This window comes from Delftia sp. WSY_22 (genome assembly GCF_043104185.1).
Taxonomy (GTDB): domain Bacteria; phylum Pseudomonadota; class Gammaproteobacteria; order Burkholderiales; family Burkholderiaceae_C; genus Comamonas; species Comamonas tsuruhatensis.
This window is the reverse complement of sequence record NZ_JBICKN010000059.1, coordinates 341247-363103: the sequence shown is the minus strand read 5'-3', so window position 1 is coordinate 363103 and position 21857 is coordinate 341247. Positions and strand designations below refer to the sequence as shown.

The 21857-nt window shown below is 66.6% G+C and carries 21 protein-coding genes and 1 tRNA gene; 3 read left to right on the top strand and 19 right to left on the bottom strand.

Annotated elements, in window-relative coordinates; all coding sequences use genetic code 11:
• Positions 1-122: 122 nt before the first annotated feature.
• The 12 genes from ACF8NF_RS27345 to ACF8NF_RS27290 form a co-directional block, all read right to left on the bottom strand.
• Positions 123-458, bottom strand: a complete 336-nt coding sequence (locus tag ACF8NF_RS27345; protein ID WP_392451638.1) for a hypothetical protein — start codon at positions 456-458, stop codon at positions 123-125.
• Positions 455-1819 carry an AAA family ATPase gene (locus ACF8NF_RS27340; protein ID WP_392451636.1) on the bottom strand — a complete coding sequence of 455 codons (1365 nt, stop codon included), beginning with the start codon at positions 1817-1819 and terminating at the stop codon, positions 455-457. Before ACF8NF_RS27340 ends, ACF8NF_RS27345 begins: the two co-directional genes overlap by 4 nt.
• On the bottom strand, positions 1816-2274 hold the full coding sequence (locus tag ACF8NF_RS27335; protein ID WP_392451635.1) for a CHC2 zinc finger domain-containing protein: 459 nt from the start codon (positions 2272-2274) through the stop codon (positions 1816-1818). The genes ACF8NF_RS27340 and ACF8NF_RS27335 overlap by 4 nt, the downstream gene beginning before the upstream one ends.
• Complete coding sequence (locus tag ACF8NF_RS27330) at positions 2264-2650, bottom strand: hypothetical protein (RefSeq protein ID WP_392451634.1); 387 nt, start codon at positions 2648-2650, stop codon at positions 2264-2266. The genes ACF8NF_RS27335 and ACF8NF_RS27330 overlap by 11 nt, the downstream gene beginning before the upstream one ends.
• A complete protein-coding gene (locus ACF8NF_RS27325; RefSeq protein ID WP_392451632.1) occupies positions 2647-2976 on the bottom strand; it encodes a hypothetical protein in 330 nt (109 codons plus the stop codon). Before ACF8NF_RS27325 ends, ACF8NF_RS27330 begins: the two co-directional genes overlap by 4 nt.
• Positions 2977-2980: 4 nt before the next feature.
• Positions 2981-3187 (bottom strand): hypothetical protein, encoded by a 207-nt coding sequence (locus ACF8NF_RS27320; protein WP_392451631.1) that lies wholly within the window; start codon positions 3185-3187, stop codon positions 2981-2983.
• Positions 3188-3477: 290 nt separating this feature from the next.
• Positions 3478-3666, bottom strand: a complete 189-nt coding sequence (locus ACF8NF_RS27315) for an AlpA family transcriptional regulator (RefSeq protein WP_230356440.1) — start codon at positions 3664-3666, stop codon at positions 3478-3480.
• A 189-nt stretch (positions 3667-3855) separates the two neighbouring features.
• On the bottom strand, positions 3856-4731 hold the full coding sequence (locus ACF8NF_RS27310) for a hypothetical protein (RefSeq protein ID WP_392451630.1): 876 nt from the start codon (positions 4729-4731) through the stop codon (positions 3856-3858).
• A 20-nt stretch (positions 4732-4751) separates the two neighbouring features.
• On the bottom strand, positions 4752-5996 hold the full coding sequence (locus ACF8NF_RS27305; protein ID WP_392451629.1) for a tyrosine-type recombinase/integrase: 1245 nt from the start codon (positions 5994-5996) through the stop codon (positions 4752-4754).
• A 188-nt stretch (positions 5997-6184) separates the two neighbouring features.
• Positions 6185-6261: transfer RNA gene (locus ACF8NF_RS27300), tRNA-Arg, on the bottom strand.
• An 85-nt stretch (positions 6262-6346) separates the two neighbouring features.
• Positions 6347-8104 carry a M14 family metallocarboxypeptidase gene (locus ACF8NF_RS27295; RefSeq protein ID WP_280064648.1) on the bottom strand — a complete coding sequence of 586 codons (1758 nt, stop codon included), beginning with the start codon at positions 8102-8104 and terminating at the stop codon, positions 6347-6349.
• A 239-nt stretch (positions 8105-8343) separates the two neighbouring features.
• A complete protein-coding gene (locus ACF8NF_RS27290) occupies positions 8344-10134 on the bottom strand; it encodes a DEAD/DEAH box helicase (RefSeq protein WP_392451628.1) in 1791 nt (596 codons plus the stop codon).
• A 267-nt stretch (positions 10135-10401) separates the two neighbouring features.
• Here ACF8NF_RS27290 and ettA point away from each other — a divergent pair, with 267 nt between their 5' ends.
• The 3 genes from ettA to ACF8NF_RS27275 all read left to right on the top strand — a co-directional run bounded on the left by ettA (position 10402) and on the right by ACF8NF_RS27275 (position 16077).
• Entirely contained in the window at positions 10402-12063 is a 1662-nt protein-coding gene (ettA, locus tag ACF8NF_RS27285; RefSeq protein WP_016449924.1) for an energy-dependent translational throttle protein EttA, read from the top strand.
• A 60-nt stretch (positions 12064-12123) separates the two neighbouring features.
• Positions 12124-14721: a DUF1631 family protein gene (locus ACF8NF_RS27280; protein WP_392451626.1), complete on the top strand. Its 2598-nt coding sequence runs from the start codon at positions 12124-12126 to the stop codon at positions 14719-14721.
• Between the two features lie 210 nt (positions 14722-14931).
• Entirely contained in the window at positions 14932-16077 is a 1146-nt protein-coding gene (locus ACF8NF_RS27275; protein ID WP_392451625.1) for an FAD-dependent monooxygenase, read from the top strand.
• 6 nt (positions 16078-16083) lie between these two features.
• On the opposite strand, the gene ACF8NF_RS27270 is transcribed toward ACF8NF_RS27275, so the two are convergent.
• From ACF8NF_RS27270 to ACF8NF_RS27240, 7 genes are all read right to left on the bottom strand, one after another.
• Complete coding sequence (locus ACF8NF_RS27270; protein ID WP_016449921.1) at positions 16084-17094, bottom strand: P1 family peptidase; 1011 nt, start codon at positions 17092-17094, stop codon at positions 16084-16086.
• A 66-nt stretch (positions 17095-17160) separates the two neighbouring features.
• Positions 17161-17553 (bottom strand): copper-binding protein, encoded by a 393-nt coding sequence (locus ACF8NF_RS27265; RefSeq protein WP_016449920.1) that lies wholly within the window; start codon positions 17551-17553, stop codon positions 17161-17163.
• Positions 17554-17568: 15 nt separating this feature from the next.
• Complete coding sequence (locus tag ACF8NF_RS27260; RefSeq protein WP_392451624.1) at positions 17569-18078, bottom strand: DUF411 domain-containing protein; 510 nt, start codon at positions 18076-18078, stop codon at positions 17569-17571.
• 34 nt (positions 18079-18112) lie between these two features.
• Positions 18113-18604: a plastocyanin/azurin family copper-binding protein gene (locus ACF8NF_RS27255; protein ID WP_392451623.1), complete on the bottom strand. Its 492-nt coding sequence runs from the start codon at positions 18602-18604 to the stop codon at positions 18113-18115.
• 20 nt (positions 18605-18624) lie between these two features.
• Complete coding sequence (locus ACF8NF_RS27250) at positions 18625-20007, bottom strand: multicopper oxidase family protein (RefSeq protein WP_392451622.1); 1383 nt, start codon at positions 20005-20007, stop codon at positions 18625-18627.
• A 1-nt stretch (position 20008) separates the two neighbouring features.
• Positions 20009-21457, bottom strand: a complete 1449-nt coding sequence (locus tag ACF8NF_RS27245; RefSeq protein ID WP_392451621.1) for a TolC family protein — start codon at positions 21455-21457, stop codon at positions 20009-20011.
• Positions 21454-21822 (bottom strand): hypothetical protein, encoded by a 369-nt coding sequence (locus ACF8NF_RS27240; RefSeq protein ID WP_392451620.1) that lies wholly within the window; start codon positions 21820-21822, stop codon positions 21454-21456. Before ACF8NF_RS27240 ends, ACF8NF_RS27245 begins: the two co-directional genes overlap by 4 nt.
• Positions 21823-21857 lie beyond the last annotated feature (35 nt).

Genomic DNA, 21857 nt, shown 5'->3' with positions numbered 1-21857 from the left:
AAGGGCGGTGTTCCGCTGCCAGCGCACGGCAATTGACAGTAGAGACACCGGTGGGTCACGAGGACGCCTAGACCAATTCTAGGCAATGGCTGGTTTTTTATCCAGTGCAAGATGGATGTTTGTCATGGCTTGTTGCTCCCGTACTGCTTGCGCAACAGCGCCAGCAGCTCGGCGCGAAGGTGTGGGGGGGTGTTCAGGCAGTCCTGGCGCATCTGCTCGCGCGCGGCTGGGCTGTCGTTCCAGTGGTCGCAGGCGCGCATGGCGGCCTGCAGGAGCTGATGGGTCAGGCGGTTGGACTGCAGCACCAGGCGGATCAGCTCGGGCTTGTGGGCCAGCACCCGGGCGCGCTGCTCAGGTGTCAGGGTGTTGGCTGGGACCGTGAGCCCCTTGCCGTCGGGTGTGCACTCCAGATCGATGCCGCATGCCAGCAGGTCGGAAAGGATGGCTTGTGCGGTCATAGGGCCTCCCTCGGACCAGCGGCCGGGCAGGCGATTTCTGCCGAAGATGCCCCGAAGGTGCCCAAGATGCCCTGTTTTGAAAGTTGGGCACCTTGGGCATCTTCGAGGGCATCTTCGCGTTCGCCCACCGCCACCAGCCACTCCGGTTTGGGCTGAAAATCGGCGGGCAGTGACCAGTACCAACCGGCGCCCATGCCGCTTTTTTGCGGCTTGACCCCCATCTTTTCGCGGGCCGTGCGGATCTGCTTTTTGCTGTAGCCCATGCTTGCCAGGGATGTCTCCACAGCTTTGCTGGGCGTCGTACCCCCTCGCAGTTCAGCCCAGAGCAGCATCGGGAGATCGCTCTTCTCTGCGGAGATCTCTTCGCTCTCTTCCTCGGGGTCCGTCAGCAGTTCGCGGGCCGAGCCCTGCACAGCAACGCCCCAGCCAATGCGCGAGGCCTGTATGCCAGGCAGCGGCTCGCACTGCTCCAGGTGGTATGTGAAGCCGCCATCGTCCGGGCCAATGTTGGACTTGCTGCGCGCCAGAATGCGGGCGTCCTGGCCGTCCTCCAGGCTCTTGATCTTGGCGGCCACCAGCACCACGCGGGCAACGGCGGTGAAGGCCACGCTGCCCACCACGCGCTGCGCGGGGTCCACTCCCTGGCCACCCTTGGCAAAGTGCGTGATGCCCAGCACAGCGCAGTCGCAGGCCGTGGCCAGGTTCACCAAGGGCTGCAGCGCGCGGCGCACCTCTGTGTTCTTGTGGCTGTCTCCCGTGACAGCCGACACCACAGGGTCAATCACCAGCAGGCGCACGCCGCCAATGTGCTGGATGGCTTGCAGCAGACCCTGCAGATCGCGGGCCGGGTCGAAGGGTTGGACCTCTCCGTCCGGCGTGCGTGCGCCCTCGATGAAGTAGCAGCGGCTCCGATCAGCACCAGCAGCCAGCAGGCGCGGCAGCAGCGTATCGGCGGGGTCGTCCTCACCGCTCCAGATCAGGACGTTGCCTGCGTCACAGCGGGTCTTGTCGGGCCACTGTCCGCCAATGGTCACGGTTGCGGCCATGGCCAGCGCCAGCGTGGTCTTGCCCTGGCCAGGTGCGCCGGCCAGGATGTGCAGCTTGCCCAGCGCCAGCCAGTGCTGCCACAGCCACCGCACGGGCTCGGGGTTCAGGTCCGTGCCGCACGTCAGCACCACCGTGTTCCCATGCGTACCGGGGCGCGTACCTGGTTGCGTACCAACGTCCTCCGGCCCGCTGTCCAGCGGCGGGAAGGTGGGCTCTTGTGGCGGCTGCACTGTCCTGGCCGGTGGCCGGTAGGCCAGTGCGGCTGCCACGCTCGGGTCCACTGCAGCATGGGCCGCATCGTTTCGTCTGTTCATGCGTACACCTCCACGATGCGCTGCACTCGCCCAGCGGCTTGCATGAGGCGGGCGCGGTCGGTGTCGGAAAGGGCCACGCCCTGGGCGACGTTGCCCGCAGCGATGGCGATCAGGTTCGCCTCGGTCATCAGGGCGTCCAGGGCCTGGCGCGGCGTGAATGGGGCAGGGTTTGCGGGCGCGGGCTTGCCGTCATCCACCCAGGCCCCCAGGTCCTTGGCGGCCTCGATGAACTCCAGACCGTGGGCAGCCATGTGGTAGCCCAGCACGTCGCCACCACGGGCACCACAGCCAGCCATGCAGACGAAGGCACCGCTGTGCAGGTTGATCCGCATGGAGTCGCTCCCCTGGTGAAATTGGCAGGCCGTGGTGACCCATTTTTTGCCCTTGCCAAGGCTCAGGCCCTGGCCCTCGTAGTAGTCGCGCGGGACGGGCAGGCGATCGCGTTCAAGCGGCATGACATGCCTCCTCATCCACAAAGGCCACCAGATCCACCAGCACCTCGAATTGACGCTGTGCAGCGGTCAGCCAGCGGTAGTACAGGGAAGAGGGCCGGCTGAATGCCTGGGCGCCCAGATTGACGGCTGCGCCAGCCATGAACCATTTGTTCTCGAAGGTGCTGCGGTCCAAAGGAAGCTCCGCACGCAGCAGGCGAATATGGGACAGCGCCAGATCCACGGCGAAGTCCACATCCACATCCTTGTCGTCCCATTCCTTGTCGTCGTAGCGCACCCGCATCAGGTGCTCAAGGGTGTGCTGAATATGGGCAATGGCGGTCAGCATGGCCTGTTCGGCGCTGGGAAGGTTGGTTCCCGATTTGATGGGGGTGCTCATGCTGCACCCCCATTCCTGATGGATTTCAGCATTGCGGCATAGGAGCATTCAGCCAGGTCGGACATATCTGCCGCCAGGAAGGCGCCCATGCTTGCGAGGCTTTCAATTCGCCTGTTGGTCCCGGCTTCCGCACGGATGGTTTTGAAGACCTCTGCCAGCCATTCCAAAGCATCGGCAGCCGTGTGAATCGGAATGATCACGTCCTCAGGATGGGGGACGCCAAATATTCCTCGGCAGTCCATTCCTGCCGCTTGCTGGGGATTAGCCTGTTTTTGGCAAGGCTCCGCCATCGCTGCCACGCGCGCAGCGTTTTTATTGATCGTCATGGTGTTACCCCTCCAGGCTCAGATCGAGGCCACGCAATGCGGCCAGGGCTTGCACAGCTTTGATGCGAGCACCAGCGACATTGGCATGCGGCTGGCTGAGGTAATGCAGCGCCATGCTCAGGGCGTTATGGGCCTGGGCGTGCAATTGGATGGGATCTGGGGTGCCCGTGTTGGGCAACGCGGTCGCAATGGCGTGGGGAGAGGTAGCCATGAAGGCCTCCAAGCGGTTGTAGTTTGCAAAAACCACCGCACTGAGACCAATCAGGGCGGTAGCTCGACAGGTTGGTCTACCGGACAACCGCTTGCGCGAAACCGGCCAGGCTTGCGCCTGCCTGCCGAGCCACCATAAAAAGGGGCGCGAATGACAAAGCCGCAGACCAAAGGCGGAAACTGCGGCTTTCGTCGCAGCGATTGTAGCGGGAGACCAATCCCGATCACGCTTAACAGGCGCGACAGCACCAGTATAGCGACGTTGTGAGATGACGCAAGGCATGTTGGGCCTCACTTCTTGGCCTGGGCGTCGCGCCAGGCGATGAGCTGGTCGCCCGGGATGACCGTGCAGCGCGGGGACAGCCGGATGGGCTGGGGGAAGTCTGGGCGGCTCTTGATCCAGCGCCAGAGGGTGGCGGTGCCGATACCCAGCAGTTCAGCGGCTTGCTTGGGGCGGTAGGACTGGGGAAATGAGGTCAACGTTCACTCCATCTGATCCCGCGTTGCATCATGTGCTGCGGTATGGAGTGAACTTTCGTTTTTCTGATGCCAGCAGAGAACCCAGTCTGCGGGCAGATCCCGCCCTATGCAGGCAGACTGTGACAGTCTGCATGCAGGCCTCTGAGTATGCCGGCATAGCCTGAGGTCTGCAGGCAGAGCCCTGGCATATTAAGCGCCTTTTAACCAATCCCTGATGGTTGAAAACTCAAATGGGAAATCCTTTGTAAATGCGATGGCGGCGGCATCTTTGCTTGAGAATTTTTCCCTCTCAGACTTATACCTGGCTACAACTCGCTCGCGAACAGCCTGGTTCTGCGCATGCCTTACGCCTGCAGCTGTTTTTGCCAATAATCGACGCGCTGCTAGTGCTGCTTTACTATTTGGATCCAATTCCATTTCTTCTAGCGCGCATTTAGCACCTTCATCCCACATTTGCAATCCATTGGAGAGGGATTCAGCCTCGCCAGCTTCATGTAGAAATTCAAGAAGCTCGGCTTTTGTTGGGTTGGAATCGCTTGCCAAGCAAAGCCACTGCAGCCCCATAGCAGCCAAGACCAAATGATCAGCTGGTTTTTCCTTTAGACCAAACTTTTCGGACATGGCTTGGAAAACCGGTTGATGGGTAAACTCTGCCAGTTTATTGAATACTGTGTATGACCAACCTTCATTGCGTGCGTAGCCCACTGCTGTACAAAAAGATCGGGTACGATCGTTGTCTAAGACAACTCCGTTTTTTATCGAATGAGAGAACCAATGAGCACCATCCCAGCACGAAACCCATTTCAGCCATTGTGAATAAGCAAAAAGTGCAGGTAATTGGTCGCCAAACTCATTCTGTAGAGCCTCGAAAGTCCGCGAGTATTGCTCGTTGGCTCTGAAATGCAGTCCTGATATTTCTTTTGGTAAAACAACCTTCTCTTCTAACTCCATTCCTGCCACCGTTTCTTGCGCATCCTGCCAAGCTAGAGCGTGGACTCGGTCGCTCCGTGCAAGCCATTCTTCCCGACTCAAGCCGTCAATGAACTCTTCATTAAATTCTGTCATCAGTGCTCTCTCTTTTGAAATCATGCTTGCCTAAACGGAATTATCTCAGCGCCTTGTTTTATTTGGTCGAGATAGTTAGCCCAGGTATTCATAAGTTGCCTGCGCTGTTCCATGTAGTCAGCGCGGTCGTAAGCCGAGCCAAGCGGACCGGATTTTCCGTGCGCAAGCTGGGCCTCGATCACGTCAGCATGAATGCCTGGCAGACGTTCAATCATCAGCGTTCGGGCCATAGCTCGAAAGCCGTGGGCGGTCATTTCCTCGCCTGAGAAGCCCAGGCGGCGCAAAGCAGTGTTCACCGTGTTTTCGGACATGGGGCGCTCCCCTGTGAGAAGGCTGGGAAACACGTATTTCCCCCTGCCTGTGAGCGGTTGCAGTTCTTGCAGTATTTCCACGGCCTGCTGAGCAAGCGGAACAAAGTGGGGGCGCCCGTTCAACTTGTGCACCTTAGTCCTCTTCATGCTCTGCGACGGGATGGTCAACATGCCTGCTGTCAGATCGATCCAAGTCCATTCCATGGCCCTGATGTTTCCTGGGCGCTGGAAGAGTAGGGCGGAAAGCTGGAGAGCGGCCTTGGTGGTCGGTTGGCCCTGGTAGCCATCGACGGCCCGCAGCAGCTCGCCGGCCTTCTGAGGCTCCAGCACTGCGGCCATGTGCTTGACCACCACGGGCTCCAAGGCTCCATGCAAGTCGGGCACTGGGTTGGCTTCGCATCGACCCGTTTGGATGCCATAGCGGAACACCTGGCCAGCGATCTGCCTCAGTGTGTGGGCGGTTTCGTTGGCGCCACGCTTCTCCACCTTGCGCAGTACGCCCAGCAGGATTGGGGGCGTGACATCCGGTAGAGGCATTCGCCCTATGTGGGGAAACAGATCTTTGACCATGTTGCGCAGCCATTTTTCCGAGTAGCTGTCGCTCCAGGCGCTGCGCTTGGTTTCGTGGAACTCGCGGGCGATGGCCTCAAAGGTGTTCCCCGCAGCCGATGCCTTGATGACCTTCTGCGCTTGCTTGATGACACCAGGGTCAATGCCTGCAGCCAGTTGCGTCCGGGCTTCCTCTCGTCGTTTGCGCGCCTGCGCCAGCGTGACGGAGGGGTACGTGCCAAGGGCTAGCGTTTTCTGCTTGCCTGCAAACCGATAGGCCATGCGCCAGTATTTGCCAGCGTCCTTAACCAGCAAGAACAGCCCGTAGCCATCTGCGAACTTGCTGCCCGCAGTCTTGGCTGGATCTGGTTTGGCAGTTTTCACGAAGGTGTCTGTGAGTGGCATGGCGGCTTCCGTTGGTACTCCCCGGTGTTGGTATCTGGGGCTGTGGGTATGTGAGATACCAACGAAAGTACCAAGATTTTGTTGGTATGTCGATGGGCCACCTGAGACGCTATGAGACAAAGAAAAACCCGCAGGCCTAGGAGACATGCGGGTTTTGAGAGGTTTTGAGACTATCTGGAAGTCTGAATTGGCCTGCCCGGAGGGACTCGAACCCCCGACCTATTGCTTAGAAGGCAATTGCTCTATCCGGTTGAGCTACGGGCAGGTATGGCCGCTGACGGGCCAGCGCGGATCATACCCGCAATGGGCGGGCGCTCAGGGCTTGGCGGCGTGCCCTGGCGCCCTTGCCGTCATTCGGCGTCTTCTTCTTCCTCGAACACCACCGAAGGGGGGGCCATCACGCGCGCCATGTCGCTCAGCGTGGGCACCAGGCCGCGTGCGAGGTAGCTGTAGGGCGTGTCGGGCTCCAGCGCCGCAGCGGCAATATTGGCCATGGGCTGGTTCATCGACAGGTAGTAGCTGCCCACGGGTGCTTCGACGGCGCCGCGCGTGAGCGCATAGGCGCCGCTGGCGGGCGTGGCCGAGCGGGCCTCGTTGTACGAGTCGGCCAGCAGCTGGCCGGGCTCGGCCACCTTGAGCACTTGCAGGCCCAGCAGGCGCAGCCTGTCCACGGCGGTCTGGGCGCTGGCGGACAGCCAGTAGCCGCAGGAGCGCGGGCGCGACAGCGTGGTGCGGGCCTGCAGGGAGGCGTTCCAGTCCACGCGCACCTGCTGGTCGGCACCCGTGTCGGGCTGGATCATGGTGAGCGTGCGCTGCTCGGGCGTCTGCTCGGCCTGGACGGCGAGTTGCTGGTGGCAGGCGAGAGAGGCGGTCTCACGCGCCACGAAGGCCTGCACCTGGGTGAGGTCCTTGGCGCGCTCGGCGCTCGAATGCAGCATGCGTGTGGCGGCGGTGACCAGGGTGTGCACGCGCCGCTGGATGTGGGCGCGGCCCAGGTCCGAGCCACGGCTGCTGACCAGATAGCCCACCGAGTTCTTGAGTCCGCTGATGTTGCGCAGCGAATCGGGCGCCAGGCTGCCCATGGAGATGGACTTGTCCTGCAGGTCCTGGCTGGTGGTGTAGTACCAGTCGCTGCTCAGGCCGGCTTGCGACAGCGCGGTGCGCAGCGGTGCCGTGTACCACTCGCGCGCAGCCTTGGTCACGAATTCATTCTGGTTGGCCGTGGCCGAATACTGCAGCAGGGCGTCGTAGCGCTGTATGGCCTGGTACTTCTGCAGGAAGATGCTGGCGGCCGGGAATTCCTGCAGGTCCACCACGGCGACGGGGCGGTAGTCGCGTGCCAGCGTGGCCAGGGCCTTGGCCTCCGGCGTGTTCAGGAGCAGGTGGTCATGGGCGATGTCGGTGCCATCGGCTGCATTGCGCGTGCCGGCTTCCACGGCATCGGGGTTGGCGCGCGGCACGAGGATCACGTTGATCTGCTGCAGCAGCGGCTCCAGCAGGCCGCCGGGAGCGAGTTCGCGGGTAATGATGAGCAATGCCTCGGTCCCTGCAGGCTCGTCGCCATGCTGGCCGGCCACGAGCATGACCGTGGGGCGGCGGCTGTCATAGAGCGCCGACGGCTGGATGCCGGGAGCGCGCGTGGCCACCAGGGCCTGGATGGGGCTGCCGCGCTGCGAGCTGCCGGGCTGCACGATTCCCAGGCGCGTGTCGCGGCCCAGGGATTTGCTGGCCTGGCTGTTCAGCCAGGAAGACAGTTCGCTGGCCGTGGTGAACTGGTTGCGCTGCGGCGCCAGGCCGGGCGTGTCATAGCGCGTGGCCGGGTCGGGGAAGCGCGCCGCCACGGCCGCGTTGTAGGGCAGGGGGACGAGGTTGTTGGCCGGTGCGATCGGCTGCGTGGTCGCCTGGGGCACCACGGGTATTTCCGGGGCCGGGCGGGTGGGCGTGGCCACCTGGGGCTTGGAGGACGTGGGCCAGGGCGGCAGCGGCGTGCTGGAGCAGGCGGCCAGCAGGGCGGTGCATGCCAGGGCCGACCACCGCAGCCGGCCCTGTGGCAGCTCCGGATCGGGGCGCTGGCTGGAGGGTATGGCGGGTGGAGTCAGCAGTGTCATGGCGTGGCCTTGAGGAACCAGTCGTGGGGAATCTTGGGGAATCCGGGAAAAGGGGTGCGGCCTTCAGTCGCCGCAGGCCGCAATGCTATCGGGATGATAGCCATGCAGGCTTGCGGCGCGCTGTCGGCTGAAGGCGCAATCTGTGCAATGCAAAAGGGCTGCAGCCCCGGGGAGATGCAGCCCTTTGGGCTGGTGCAATGCCCGGCATGCCGCCTGGCACGCCGGGTATTCAGTGCAGGTCAGCGACCGTAGCCGCCGCGCGAGGAGCCGCCACGGCCACCGCCGCCGAAGCCACCACCGCCGCCACCGCGGTTGAAACCACCGCCGCCGCGGCGGCCGCGTTCGGCCATGGTGTCCACGCTGGTGCGCATCGGGTCGGGTTGGCCGCCGCCGGCGCCGCCGCGCGGTCCGCTGCTGCGTGCATGGCCGAGCTGCGTGCCCAGGTGGGCGTCAGCGCGCGGGGGCTGGTCGTCGAAGCGACGGCCACCGCCGCCTTCGCCGTCAGGACGCGGGCCGCGACGGGGGGCGTTCTGGGGACCTGCCTTGGGGCGGTGAGCAGCGCCGGAGCCGTTGCCCGGACCGTCGAAGCGGTCGCGGCGCGGCTTGTTGTTGGCGCCTGCGCCGGCGTGGTTGCGGCCACGGCCCTGGCCGCCTGCGCTGCCTTCGGAGCGGCCTTCGTCCGAGCCTGCCTTGGGTGCTGCCTGGCCACGGCCGCCTGCACGACCGCCGCGGTCGGGCTGGGCAGCCTTGTTGGTGCGGATGCGGTCCATCATTTCCTGGCGCGCAGCCTTGGCGGCGGCCTGCATGACGTCACGGCTGGGCGGCTTGCCCGCGCCGCCCCAGATGGTCTGGCGGCCCATGGCGATGGGTTCGGCCACTTCGCCTTCTTCCGGGCCGAAGCCTTCGAGCACCTGCACGGGGATTTCCTGCTTGGTGAAGCGCTCGATGTCCATCATGAAGCCTTCTTCGTCCATGCACACGAGGCTGACGGCATGGCCTTCGCGCCCGGCACGGCCCGTGCGGCCGATGCGGTGCACGTAGTCTTCGGAGACGTTGGGGATTTCGTAGTTCACGACGTGCGGCAGCTCATCGATGTCGATGCCGCGTGCAGCGATGTCGGTGGCCACCAGTGCGCGCAGCTCGCCGGTCTTGAAGCCGGCCAGTGCCTGGGTGCGTGCGCTCTGGCTCTTGTTGCCGTGCAGCGCCATGGCGCTGATGTTGTTCTTGGTCAGGAATTCGGCAACGTTGTTGGCGCCGAACTTGGTGCGCGTGAACACCAGAACCTGGCTCCAGTTGTTCTCGTTGATGATGTGCAGCAGCACCTGCTTTTTCTTGCCGCGGCCCACGGGGTGGATCACCTGGGTGATGCGCTGCACGGTGGTGTTGCTGGGCGTGACCTGGATGGACTGCGGATTGCGCAGCAGGCCGTTGGCCAGGTCGCGGATCTCGTCGCTGAAGGTGGCCGAGAACAGCAGGCTTTGCTTTTCCTTGGGCACCAGGGCCAGCACCTTCTTGACGTCGTGGATGAAGCCCATGTCCAGCATGCGGTCGGCTTCGTCGAGCACCAGGACTTCGACGGTGGACAGGTCCATGAAGCCTTGCTGCTGCAGATCCAGCAGGCGGCCCGGCGTGGCGACCAGGATGTCCACGCCCTTCTTGATGCGGTCGATCTGGGGCTTCATGCCCACGCCGCCGAAGATGACGGTGGAGTTGATGTCCAGGTACTTCGCGTAGCTGCGCACCGATTCCTCGACCTGCGCTGCGAGTTCACGCGTGGGCGTCAGCACCAGGGCGCGGATGCCCTTGCCGCCGAACTTGTTGCGCGGCACCTGGCCTTGCGAGAGGCGGTGCAGCATGGGCAGGGTGAAGGCCGCGGTCTTGCCGGTGCCGGTCTGGGCGCCTGCCAGCAGGTCGTGGCCGGCGAGCACCGCCGGAATGGCCTGTGCCTGGATGGGAGTCGGGTTCTCGTAACCCTCCTCAAGCACGGCCTTCAGAATGGCGGGAGCCAGATTCAGTTCTTCAAATGTCATGTGATCAAAGATGCGCCCGTCCGGGGCGCTGGGTATCAGCCTGCCGAGGCAACCAGGGCGGTTGCCGGACCAGTCGTAGGCGGATGAGGTTCAATGTCGGGAGCCTGGAAAACAGCGTCCATCGTCCCCAGCTGGAATGCTGATGTCACGGGCAACTGGAACCCGCAACGCAGGGTATTGTCGCATGCGCCGATAATCACGGCTGGCGTGCAACCGATTTGTTGCCCGGTTTTTGCAGAAATCAACGATTCAAGTACTCGGACCAGAATGGCTCAATACGTTTTTTCGATGAACCACCTCACCAAGACCGTGCCGCCCAAGCGGCAGATCTTGAAGGATATCTCTCTCAGCTTTTTCCCGGGCGCCAAGATCGGCGTGCTGGGTCTGAACGGCTCTGGCAAGTCCTCGCTGCTCAAGATCATGGCCGGGGTGGACAAGGAATTCGAAGGCGAGGCGCTGCCCATGCAGGGCCTGTCCATCGGCTATCTGCCGCAGGAGCCTCAGCTCAATCCAGAGCACACGGTGCGCCAGGCTGTGGAAGAGGCCATGGCCGAAGTCAACGCGGCCCGCGCGCGCCTCGATGAAATCTACGCCGCCTACGCCGAGCCCGACGCCGACTTCGACGCGCTGGCTGCCGAGCAAGGCGAGCTGGAAGCCAAGATCGCCGCTGCCGGCACCGACTCCGAGCACCAGCTGGAGATCGCCGCCGACGCCCTGCGCCTGCCGGCCTGGGACGCCGTGATCGGCAAGCTGTCCGGCGGCGAGAAGCGCCGCGTGGCGCTGTGCAAGCTGCTGCTGTCCAAGCCCGACATGCTGCTGCTGGACGAGCCCACCAACCACTTGGACGCCGAGTCCGTGGAATGGCTGGAGCAGTTCCTGCACCGCTTCACCGGCACCGTGGTGGCCATCACCCACGATCGCTACTTCCTGGACAACGCTGCCGAGTGGATCCTGGAACTGGACCGTGGCCACGGCATTCCCTACAAGGGCAACTACTCCGAGTGGCTGATCCAGAAGCAAAACCGCCTGGAGTCCGAGCAAAAGGGCGAGGAAGCCCGTGCCAAGGCCCTGAAGAAGGAACTGGAGTGGGTTCGCCAGAACGCCAAGGGCCGCCAGGCCAAGTCCAAGGCCCGTATCGCGCGCTTCGAGGAACTGAGCGATTTCGAATACCAAAAGCGCAATGAAACCCAGGAAATCTTCATTCCTGTGGCCGAGCGCCTGGGCACCCAGGTCATCGAGTTCAACAACGTCACCAAGAGCTTTGGCGACCGCGTGCTCATCGATAACCTGACCATGAACATCCCCGCTGGCGCCATCGTCGGCATCATCGGCCCCAACGGCGCCGGCAAGTCCACGCTGTTCAAGCTGATCGCGGGGCGCGAGCAGGCCGATTCCGGCGAAGTCATCGTGGGCCAGACGGTCAAGATGGCCTATGTGGAGCAGACGCGTGACGCGCTGGCCAACGACAAGACGGTGTGGGAAGACATCTCGGGCGGGCTGGACATCATCAACGTCGGCAAGTTCCAGATGGCCTCGCGCGCCTACGCAGGCCGCTTCAACTTCAACGGACAGGACCAGCAAAAGAAGGTCGGCAACCTCTCCGGCGGCGAGCGCGGCCGCCTGCACCTGGCCAAGACGCTGATCCAGGGCGGCAACGTGCTGCTGCTGGACGAACCCTCCAACGACCTGGACGTGGAAACCCTGCGCGCGCTGGAAGATGCGCTGCTGGAGTACGCGGGCACGGTGCTGGTGATCTCCCACGATCGCTGGTTCCTCGACCGCATCGCCACGCACATCCTGGCCGCCGAAGGCGATTCGCAGTGGGTGTATTTCGACGGCAACTACCAGGAGTACGAAGCCGATAAGAAAAAGCGTCTGGGCGAAGAAGGCGCCAAGCCCAAGCGCATGCGCTACAAGGCACTGAAGTAAGCATCAAAGGCAAGCCTCAAAGCGCCTCCGGCACGGGCTGGAGCCTGTATTCTTCGGGCCATGAATCCTCCACCCGTTTCTGTTGCCGCGTTGCAGGCCTGCCTGGTGCAGGCTGTCCGCGGCTCGGAGGCGCTGATCCTGCGGCTGCTGCAGCGCACGGCTCATGCCATGGAGCATGCCGAGCTGCCTGGCTCCGGCCTGCCGCGCCGCGCTGAAATCCCCGAGGCGCTGGAATTGCTGGCCCGCCACCGGGCCGCCATGCTCAAGGGCTATGGGCTGGCGCTGCTGGAATGCTTTGGCCAATCCGGTGGCGCTGCCGCCTGGCCGCCGGTGCCGGGCATGTCCGGTGTGCCCGGCACCACCGATTTCGCCTCCCTCTCCCTGCTGGATGACTCCGTGCTGCAGTCGCAGCTGGCCCACCAGCGCCTGCTGCAGCATGTGGCGCCGCAGGTGGAGATCGCACTGGCCGAGCTCGATGCCCTGGTCAGCGCCATCCAGGGTCTGGACCGTGTCCAGCCCGAACGCAACCCGCTCAGGCCCCACAACTATGTGCAGGCGCTGCAGCGCGTGATCGACGACACCGGGGTCGAGCCCGAATGCGCCGCCTGCTGGCTGGGCTTCATGCGCGAGCATCTGGGCGCATTGCTGGTATCCGAGTACGGCCATGTGGCCCAGTCCCTGCGCGACCAGGGCGTGCAGCCTGCCGCCTATGGCGTGGCACCGCCGCCCGAGCCGGGCCGGCGCCAGACCGACATGCCGGGGCCGAACCGCTGGCGTGCGCCTTCACACTATGGCGATGCCGTGGCACAGAGCCGCGCCTACGGCGCCTTCGGCCAGCAGGCGCAGGAAGATGAGTTGACGCGGCGCCTGGTGGCCGCCCTGCTGTCCGACCCCCGCTGGATGGATTCACACCGCGAGGCGCCCGCTGCGGCGCCTTCTTCCATGCTGGCGCTGGCCCAACCATCCGCCTATTCCCTGCCCGGGCAGTTTGCGCCGGCCGTGGACGGCGCAAGCCGCCTGCAGACCACCGCCTGGCAGGGCAGCGAGACGGCACCCACCGTGCTGGCGGCGCTGCCCGAAGGCTGGACCTCGCTGAGCTGCATGGCGCTGGAGTCCGTGCAGCACCACTCGGCCCAGCTGGAGCAGCTGATGCAGGCCCTGCAGCCGCAGGAGCCGCAGGAGCCTCCCCCGGGCGCGCGCGCCGACGACGGCGCGGCGCTGCATACGCTGCAGCGCATGATGCGCTTCATGGCCGCCGACACGCGCCTGCTGCCTTCCGTGCAGCGCACGGTGGGCCGGCTGGAGCCGCTGCTGCAGCAGCTGGTGGTCCAGGACACGCGCTTTTTCGAGGACCGCAATCACCCTGCGCGCCAGCTGCTCGACGAGCTGACGGCGCGCAGCCTGTGGTTCGACAGTGAGTCTGCACCGGGCTATGGCCAGTTCCTGCAGGTGGCCGATTCCGCTGCCATGCGGCTGGCGGCCCTGCAGCGCGCCGATGCATCGGCCTTTGCCACGGTGCTGCAGCAGCTGCGTGACGGTTGGGGCGGCAGCGGCATGCAGCCCGTGGGCCCGAGCGAAGCGCCTGAAGATGGCACGGTGACCGGCCCCGTCTCGGCCGCGCTCCGGCGCGTGGAGGGGCGGCGTGCGGACCCGCGCTGGCCGGAAACCGCCATGCCCCGGGCCGAGCAGATCGCAGCCGCCATCCGGCGTCTGCCCAGTGCCCAGGGCGTACCCGATGACATCCTGGAATTCGCCACGGGGCCGTGGGCCCAGGTGATTGCCAGCGTCCAGGAGCCTGTGGACGGCAGCGAGGCCCGCGACCCCGGCGGCTACCTCGCCCTGGTGCCCAGCCTGCTGTGGAGCGTGTCCGCACACGCCGGCCGCGATACCGACCGGCTGGTGGCGCTGGCGCCGCGCCTGCAGGCCCGGCTGCGCGCCGGTCTGCGCAGCGTGGGGCGCACGGAGGAGGAGATCCAGGCCTTTGCCGCGCGCCTGGCCGGCCTGCACCAGGATGCGCTGGATGCCGGTGTGGTCCGCCAGCCCATAGAGAGCGTGGATATTTATCTGGACTCCGTGCCGCCCACCGTCTATGGGTCGGACTCGGTGCTGGCGTCCCTGCCTTCCCAGTTCGATGCTGCCGGGCCCGGCCATGCCAGGCCCGTCCAGGCAAGGCCCGGCTCCTCGGCAGCGCGCCTGCCACAGTCGTTGTTCGGCGTGGCGGCCTCCATGCCGGTGCCGCTGGATGTGCCGCAGCCCATGGCGAGCGATATGGCGCACGAGATGGCCACCCTGACCGAGCAGGACCTGGAGCTGCCCGAGGCGCTGCAGGACGAGCTGCCTGCCCCCCCGGCCGTTGCGGCGTCGCCGACCAGGATGCCTGGCGAGCCTGCCGGGCCCCAGGTGACGCCGCATGCGACATCCGTGGCACCTGCACCTGAACCTGCGGCACCCGTGGCGCCCGTGGTCTCCGAGGACTGGGCGCTGGGCACCTGGGTGGAGCTGTCCAATGCCCGGCAGAGCATCCGCACCCAGCTGACCTGGGTCAGCCCGCAGCAGACGCTGTTCCTGTTCACGGCCACCGATGGCAGCACCCAGTCCATGACGCGCCGCATGCGCGACAAGCTGCTGGCGCAAGGGCAGCTGCGGCGCGTGGACTGAGGCGGCCGCGGCGCCGGCCTCACCCGCCGCTCCTGCCGCACCCGCCTGCCGGACATGCGCCGGTGCCGATGGGGACGAATCGTGCCCAATTCGGGCGTTGCGGAGGTTGAGGCTTGAGGCGCGTCAAAAAGACAATGTCCTGCATCGATGCGCCCCGGATCATGGGGCGCATCACCACCGAATAGACCCCACCAGCAGGAGACAGGAACCATGGCGCGTTTGAGGATAGGCATCGTCGGAGCAGGCATTGGCGGATTGGCGGCAGCCAATGCGCTGCACCAGGCAGGGCATGAAGTATTGGTGTTCGAGCAAAGCCGGCAGTTCCTGCGCGTGGGCGCGGACATCAACCTCACGCCCAATGCCGTGCGCGCCCTCGATGGCCTGGGCGCCGACATCGCCGCCGCCGTGCGTGCCAGCGCCGCACGGCCCACGCACCGCATCAGCCGCAACTGGGACACGGGCGAGGAAACCTCACGCCTGACCATGGGTGACGAGGCCGAGCGCAAATATGGCGCGCCCCAGCTCACCATCCACCGCGCGGACCTGCTGGCGGCCCTGGCCGATGCCTTTCCGCTGGACCAGGTGCAGTTGGACAAGCGCGCCAGCCAGATCACGCAGACGGGGCAAGGCGTGGACATCGCCTTCACCGATGGCAGCGAAGTGGCCGGGCTGGACGCACTCATTGGCGCGGACGGCATCCACTCCGTGGTGCGCGCGGCCCTGTTTGGCGCCGAAAGCCCGCGCTTCACGGACGTGGTGGCCTTCCGCGCGGTGGTGCCTACCGAGCGCGTGCGCCATGTGCCCGACATCCAGGCCTTCACCAAATGGTGGGGCGCCACGCCGCAAAGCCAGATCGTGACCTTTCCGCTGAACCAGGGGCGCGATACCTTCATCTTTGCCACCACGGCCCAGGAGTCGTGGCATGAGGAATCCTGGACCACGCCGGGCAGCGTCGAGGAGTTGCGCGGCTTCTATGCCGATTTCCATCCCGACGCGCGTGCGCTGCTCGACGCCTGCGACACGGTGCTCAAGACCGCGCTGTACGAGCGCGATCCCCTGCCGGCCTGGTCGCAGGACCGCATCACGCTGCTGGGCGATGCCTGCCACCCGATGATGCCCTTCATGGCCCAGGGTGCGGGCATGGCCATCGAGGATGCCGTGGTGCTGGCGCGCAACCTGGACGCCGCCCAGGGATCGCAGCAGGTGCCCGCTGCCCTGGCGCGCTACCAGGCCATGCGCATGCAGCGCACCAGCGAGATCCAGATCGGCTCGCGCGGCAACAACTGGCTGCGCGCCGGTGGCAATGCCGATGGCGTCTACGGCTACGACGCCTGGGCGGTGGCACTGCAGGCCTGAACCCGGTCAGGGCCGGCAGGCGGCCAGCTCCCTGGCACAGGGCAGCTCCAGCCCTTCGGCCGTGGTCAGCGACTGCGCGGCCAGCACGGCGCGCACCGTGGCCAGGGCCACGGCCTCGGCGGCCATGGCGGACAGGGTCAGCATGCCCAGCGAGTGCTCGGCCAGGCCCGTGCCCAGGGCGAACAGCGTGTCGCCATCGCTCATGGTGTGCACGGGTCGTATGGCGCGTGCCAGGCCGTCATGGGCCACCACGGCCAGGCGCTGGGCCTGGGCCTTGGTGATGCGTGCATCGGTGGCAACCACGCCGATGGTGGTGTTGGTGCCTGCCAGCAGCGGCCGGGGCTCTTCGCCGCGCAGCAAGGCACGGCAGGTGTCGTGCAGCTGGCGGCCATCGGGGCTGCGCGCGCCGGCCAGCAGCACGCCGCTGTGGGGATCGACCACATCGCCCACGGCATTGCAGGCGATCAGCGCGCCCACGGTGACGCCGTGCACGGTGAGCGAGGCCGTGCCGATGCCACCCTTCATGGCGCGATCCATGCCGAAGACCTTGCCCACGCAGGCGCCCATGCCGGCGCCCACATTGCCCTCGGCAGGCCGCGCGGCGCTGGCGGCCTGGCAGGCCGCATGGCCGGCATCGGCACCCGGGCGGATGCGGCTGTCGCCCACCGCCAGGTCGAACAGCACGGCGGCCGGCACGATGGGCACGCGGCCCACGCCCACATCCAGCCCTATGCCCTGCTCGTCCAGCCAGCGCATGGCGCCGCTGGCCGCGTCCAGCCCCCAGGCACTGCCACCGGAGAGCATGACGGCATGCACCTGCTGCACCAGGTTGGAGGGATGCAGCAGGTCGGTCTCGCGCGTGCCGGGGGCGGCGCCACGCACATCGCAGCCTCCCACGGCACCGCCGCGCGCCAGCACGACGGTGCAGCCCGTGGGGCGGCGGGCATCGGTGTGGTGGCCTACCTCGATGCCCTGTACGCGGGTGATGGAGCCGGGGTCTGAGTCGGTGCTTGGCATGCGCTGCTCTGCTCTGTGATGGACAGGCCTTCACCTTAGCCGAAACGGCAGCCCTGCACCCGGTCTTCAGCGCAGCACTTCCAGCTGCGTGACCACGAAGGCGCCCTGGTCCTGCTCGGCGCGAAAGCGCACCTTGTCGCCCGCCTTGAGGGCGGGCTCGGGTGCTGCCACGCGCAGCTGGAAGACCATGGTCATGGGCGGCATGCCCAGGTTCTTGAGTTCGCCGTGGCGCAGCGTGACCTTGCTGGTGCGTGCATCCCAGCGCGTGACCTCGCCTTCGCTGAGGTCCTGGCTGGCGGCGGCGGGTGCGGTTTCGGCAGATTGCGCGCCATGCGCCGCATGGTCGTGGGCCGTGGCTTGGGCACAGGCCCAGGCCGGGATCAGCGCGGCGGCAAGGGCCAGGCGCACGGCAAGGGCGGTACGGGACGTACGGGAAACAAGGAGGGCTGTGTTGTGCATGGTGTGCTCCGGGGGTCAGCGGTAGCTGGTGAAGGTGCGGGTGGAAACGTCGCTGTTCATGAGGTTCTTGGTGATGAGCAGCACCTCGTAGGGGTCCTTGCGGCCGCCGTACTCGGGGCCGTCCATGCCGGGGCTGCCCACGGGCATGCCGGGCACGGCAATGCCCAGCGCCTTGGGCTTTTGCCTGAGCAGCTTGTGCACGTCGGCCGCATGCACATGGCCTTCGAGCGCATAGCCTTCGACCAGGGCCGTGTGGCAGGAGCCCAGGCGCGCCGGAATGCCCAGCCTGGCGCGCACGGCGCTGTTGCCGGTGTCGTGCACGGTGACGGCAAAGCCGTTGTGCTCCATGTGCACCACCCAGTCCTGGCAGCAGCCGCAGTTGGGGTCCTTCCAGACCTCGACCGGGATGCGGGCCGTGGGTGCAGCCCCCCACAGCGAAGGGGCGGCGAATGCCGTGCAGGCCAGGGCCATGCGGCGCAGCGCACTGCGGCGCGGGTGGGCGGATGCCATTCGTTCATGTTTCATGGGGTGCTCCTGAAGGGGGGAAGAAGTGGCGCGCTCATTGCGTCACCGTGATGGTTCCGCGCATGCCGGCCTGGTAGTGGCCGGGGATGAGGCAGGCAAAGTCGAAGCTGCCTTCGCGGTTGAAATTCCAGACCAGGTCGCCGGATTGGCCGGGCGAGACATGGGCCATGTAGGGCTCGCCGTGCTCCATGGTGGGGAACTTGAGCATCATCTGCGCGTGCTCGTCCAGCGAGGCCGGCGTGCCCAGCACGATCTCGTGCATGACCTGGCCCTTGTTGGCCACGCGCAGGCGCACCGTCTCGCCGCGCCTGACGCTGATGCGCTCTGGTGTGAAGCGCATGTTGTCGCTCATGTCCAGGGTGATGGTGCGCCGGGCTGCCGAGGCATCGCCGACGATGCCCCAGGGCTTTTGCTCCTTGACCGCGGCGGCCTTGGGAGCGTCATCGTGGGCCCCGCTGCCATGGGCGAAGACGGCAGCGGGGCCGGCAAGCAGTGCCGTGGCGAGGAGGAGGGCAAAGGTGTTCATGAGGGACTCCTTGGGTGGCATCAGTGGTGCTCATGGCCCGCACCGGGCTTGCGCACGCTGGGCGCGCCGGGGGACTGGCCGGGCGTGGTCTGGCGCGGTGCGGGGGCTTCGGCCGCCGGCCCCTTCCATTCATAGGCCACGCTGCCCTTGGGGTGGGTGAACCAGCCCGGGTCGCCGTAGTCGTTGGCGCCCAGCTGCTCGCGCACCTTGAGGGTGGTGAACATGCCGCCCATCTCGAGGGGGCCGAAGGGGCCCGTGCCCGTCATCATCGGGAAGGTGTTGTCGGGCAGCGGCATTTCCATGGAGGCCATGTCGCCCATGCCGCGCTCGCCCATGACCATGTAGTCGGGCACGATCTTCTGGATCTTGCCGACCAGGCCCCGGTGGTCCACGCCGATCATGGTCGGCGTGTCGTGGCCCATGGCGCCCATGGTGTGGTGGCTCTTGTGGCAGTGCAGGGCCCAGTCGCCCAGCTCGTCGGCGATGAACTCCACCTGCCGCATCTGGCCCACGGCCACGTCGGTGGTCACCTCGGGCCAGCGTGCGGACCGGGGCACGGGGCCGCCGTCCGTGCCCGTGACCTCGAACTCGTGGCCATGCACGTGGATGGGGTGGTTGGTCATGGTCAGGTTGCCCACGCGCAGGCGCACGCGGTCGCCGCGCCGGGCGACGACGGGGCTGATGGCGGGGAACACCCGGCTGTTGAAGGTCCAGATGTTGAAGTCCGTCATCTCGGCCACGCGTGGGGTCATGGAGCCGGGCTCCACGTCGTAGGCCGACAGCAGGAAGGCGTAGTCGCGCTGGACCTCGGCGATCTGCGGGTGCGCCACCTTCGGGTGCGTGATCCACAGGCCCATCATTCCCATGGCCATCTGCACCATCTCGTCGGCATGCGGGTGGTACATGAAGGTGCCGGGCCGGCGCGCCGTGAACTCGTAGACGAAGGTCTTGCCGGGCGGGATGTGCGGCTGGGTCAGGCCGCCCACGCCGTCCATGCCGTTGGGCAGGCGCTGGCCGTGCCAGTGCACGGTGGTGTGCTCGGGCAGGCGGTTGGTCACGAAGATGCGGACCTGGTCGCCTTCCACCACCTCGATGGTCGGTCCCGGGCTCTGGCCGTTGTAGCCCCACATGTTGACGAAGAAGCCCGGTGCCACCTCGCGCACCACGGGCTCGGCCACCAGGTGGAATTCCTTGACGCCTGCGTTCATGCGCCAGGGGGTGGTCCAGCCATTGAGCGTGACCACGGGGCGGTAGGGGCGGCCGTTGGGCGGGGCCAGTGGCGCGGCGGTTTCGGCCGAGGACTGGGTCGCTGCCTCGGGCAGGGCGGCCAGGGCCACGCGGCTGACGGCGGCACTGGAGACGGCGGCCACGGCGGCGCCGGTGAAGAAATTGCGGCGGTTCATGTCAGTGGCTCGCTTCGTTGGTGGGGGTGGGCGCGGCAGCGCTGGCGGCAGCCTGGATGGCTCCCGGCGACGTGCCGGTCAGTGCCAGCTGCAGGTCGGTCTCTGCCAGCCAGAAGTCGCGCTGCGCATCGGTGGCGGTGGCCACGGCCTGGGCGCTGCTGCGGGCCTCGGCCAGCAATTGCCAGACGCTGACGAACATGCCGTTGTAGCGAAGCATGGTTTCGTCCTGGATGAAGCGGCGCAGCGGCAGCACCTCGGCCTGCTGCTGGTGGGCCAGGTCCCAGGCCGTGCGGTAGCGCATCCAGCTGCTGCGCGCCTCGGCGCGCGCCTGGATGGCGCCTTGCTGCAGCTGGGCCGCGCTGCGCTGCAGCTCGGCGCGCGCGCGGCCGCTGGCAGCGCCGCCCCAGTCGAACAGCGGCAGGGGCAGGTCGATCTCCCAGCCGCGTGTCACATCACTGTGGCCAGTGGCCCGGTCCGTGGCGGTGTTGCGGCTGTAGCCCAGGCCGATGTCGCCGAAGATGGCGCCGGCGCGCGCCCAGCCCCGGCGCTCGCCCAGATGGTCCAGGTCGCGGCGCAGGGCGCGCAGGTCCAGGCGCTCTCGCAGCGCGGTGGCCTCGGCATCGTCCCCGGCGCGCAACTGCGTGGCGGCCTGCGGGATGGCGGGCAACTGGTCGGGCAGCTTGAAATCGATGCGCCGTCCCCACAGGCCCATCAGGCGGGCCAGTTGCTCATGCTCGGCCGTGGCGGCCAGGCGCGCACGCGCCAGCTGGGCTGCGGTGTCCTGCTGGATGCTGAGCTCGCGCGCCTGCTGCAGCCGGCTGAAGTTGCCCACGCGGGCCATGCGCCGCGCCAGCTCGGCACCGGCCTCGGCCGCCTCGTGCATGCGCTCGCTGGACGCCAGCTGCTGGCGTGCGGCCACGGCGCGCAGCCAGGCGCGGCGCGTGTCGGCGGCCAGCCGCAGCACGTCCTGCGCGGCGGTCAGCGTGGCCTGTTCCATCTGCATGCCCTGCCAGCGACTGCGCCAGGGCAGGGTGATCAGGCTGACCAGGCCGAAGCTCAGCTGGCGCTCGATCTCGCGCTCGTCGCTGTTGACCATGCGGCCCAGGGTCAGCGTGGGGTTGGGCAGCGTCAGGGCCTGCACGCGGTCTGCATCCTGCACGCCCAGTTGCGCCAGGCGCGCCTGCAGGCCGGGATTGTTGAGCAGTGCGATGCGCACGGACTGGTCCATGTCCAGCGGCTGGCGCAGCCACTCGTCGATGCGCTGCTGCGCCGCGTCGCGGGCCTGCAGATCGGTTGGTGGCAGTTGGGCGCCGTCCGGCAGGCGGCTGGCGGTATGGGACTGGACCGCGCCGCGCAGGCCGTCGGGCGAGATGCTGGCGCAGCCGGCCAGGGCCAGCACGGCAGCCATGGCGCCGATCAGCCGGGTGGGGGCGAAGACGGTGCGCTTCATGGCCGGCCTCCGTGCTGCAGGTGAGAGCCGTGCGGGGACGGCGCAGGCGTGGATCGGCCGGCCTGGGCAGCTTCCCAGCGCAGGATGTCCATATGGCCGTTGGGAAACTCGGCCACGGCAGCGTTGGCCTGGCGCCAGTCGGTCAGTTCGGTTTCCACGGCGCCGCTGGGCGGCAGGGCCGCATGGCGCAGGGGCAGGCTGGCGGCTGCCGGATCGATGGCGCCGGTCAGGCCTGCGGAGGAAGAGGCCGGCGGATGCTTGCCGTCATGGACCTGGGTCCAGGCAGCAGGGCTGGATGCGGCAAGGGCCGCCAGCCCGAAATGGATGAGGGGGATGAGGGGGGCGAGAAAATGCGCTCGGCGCATGGTGATCTCCTGAATGCGTAACGGGTGACGCATCC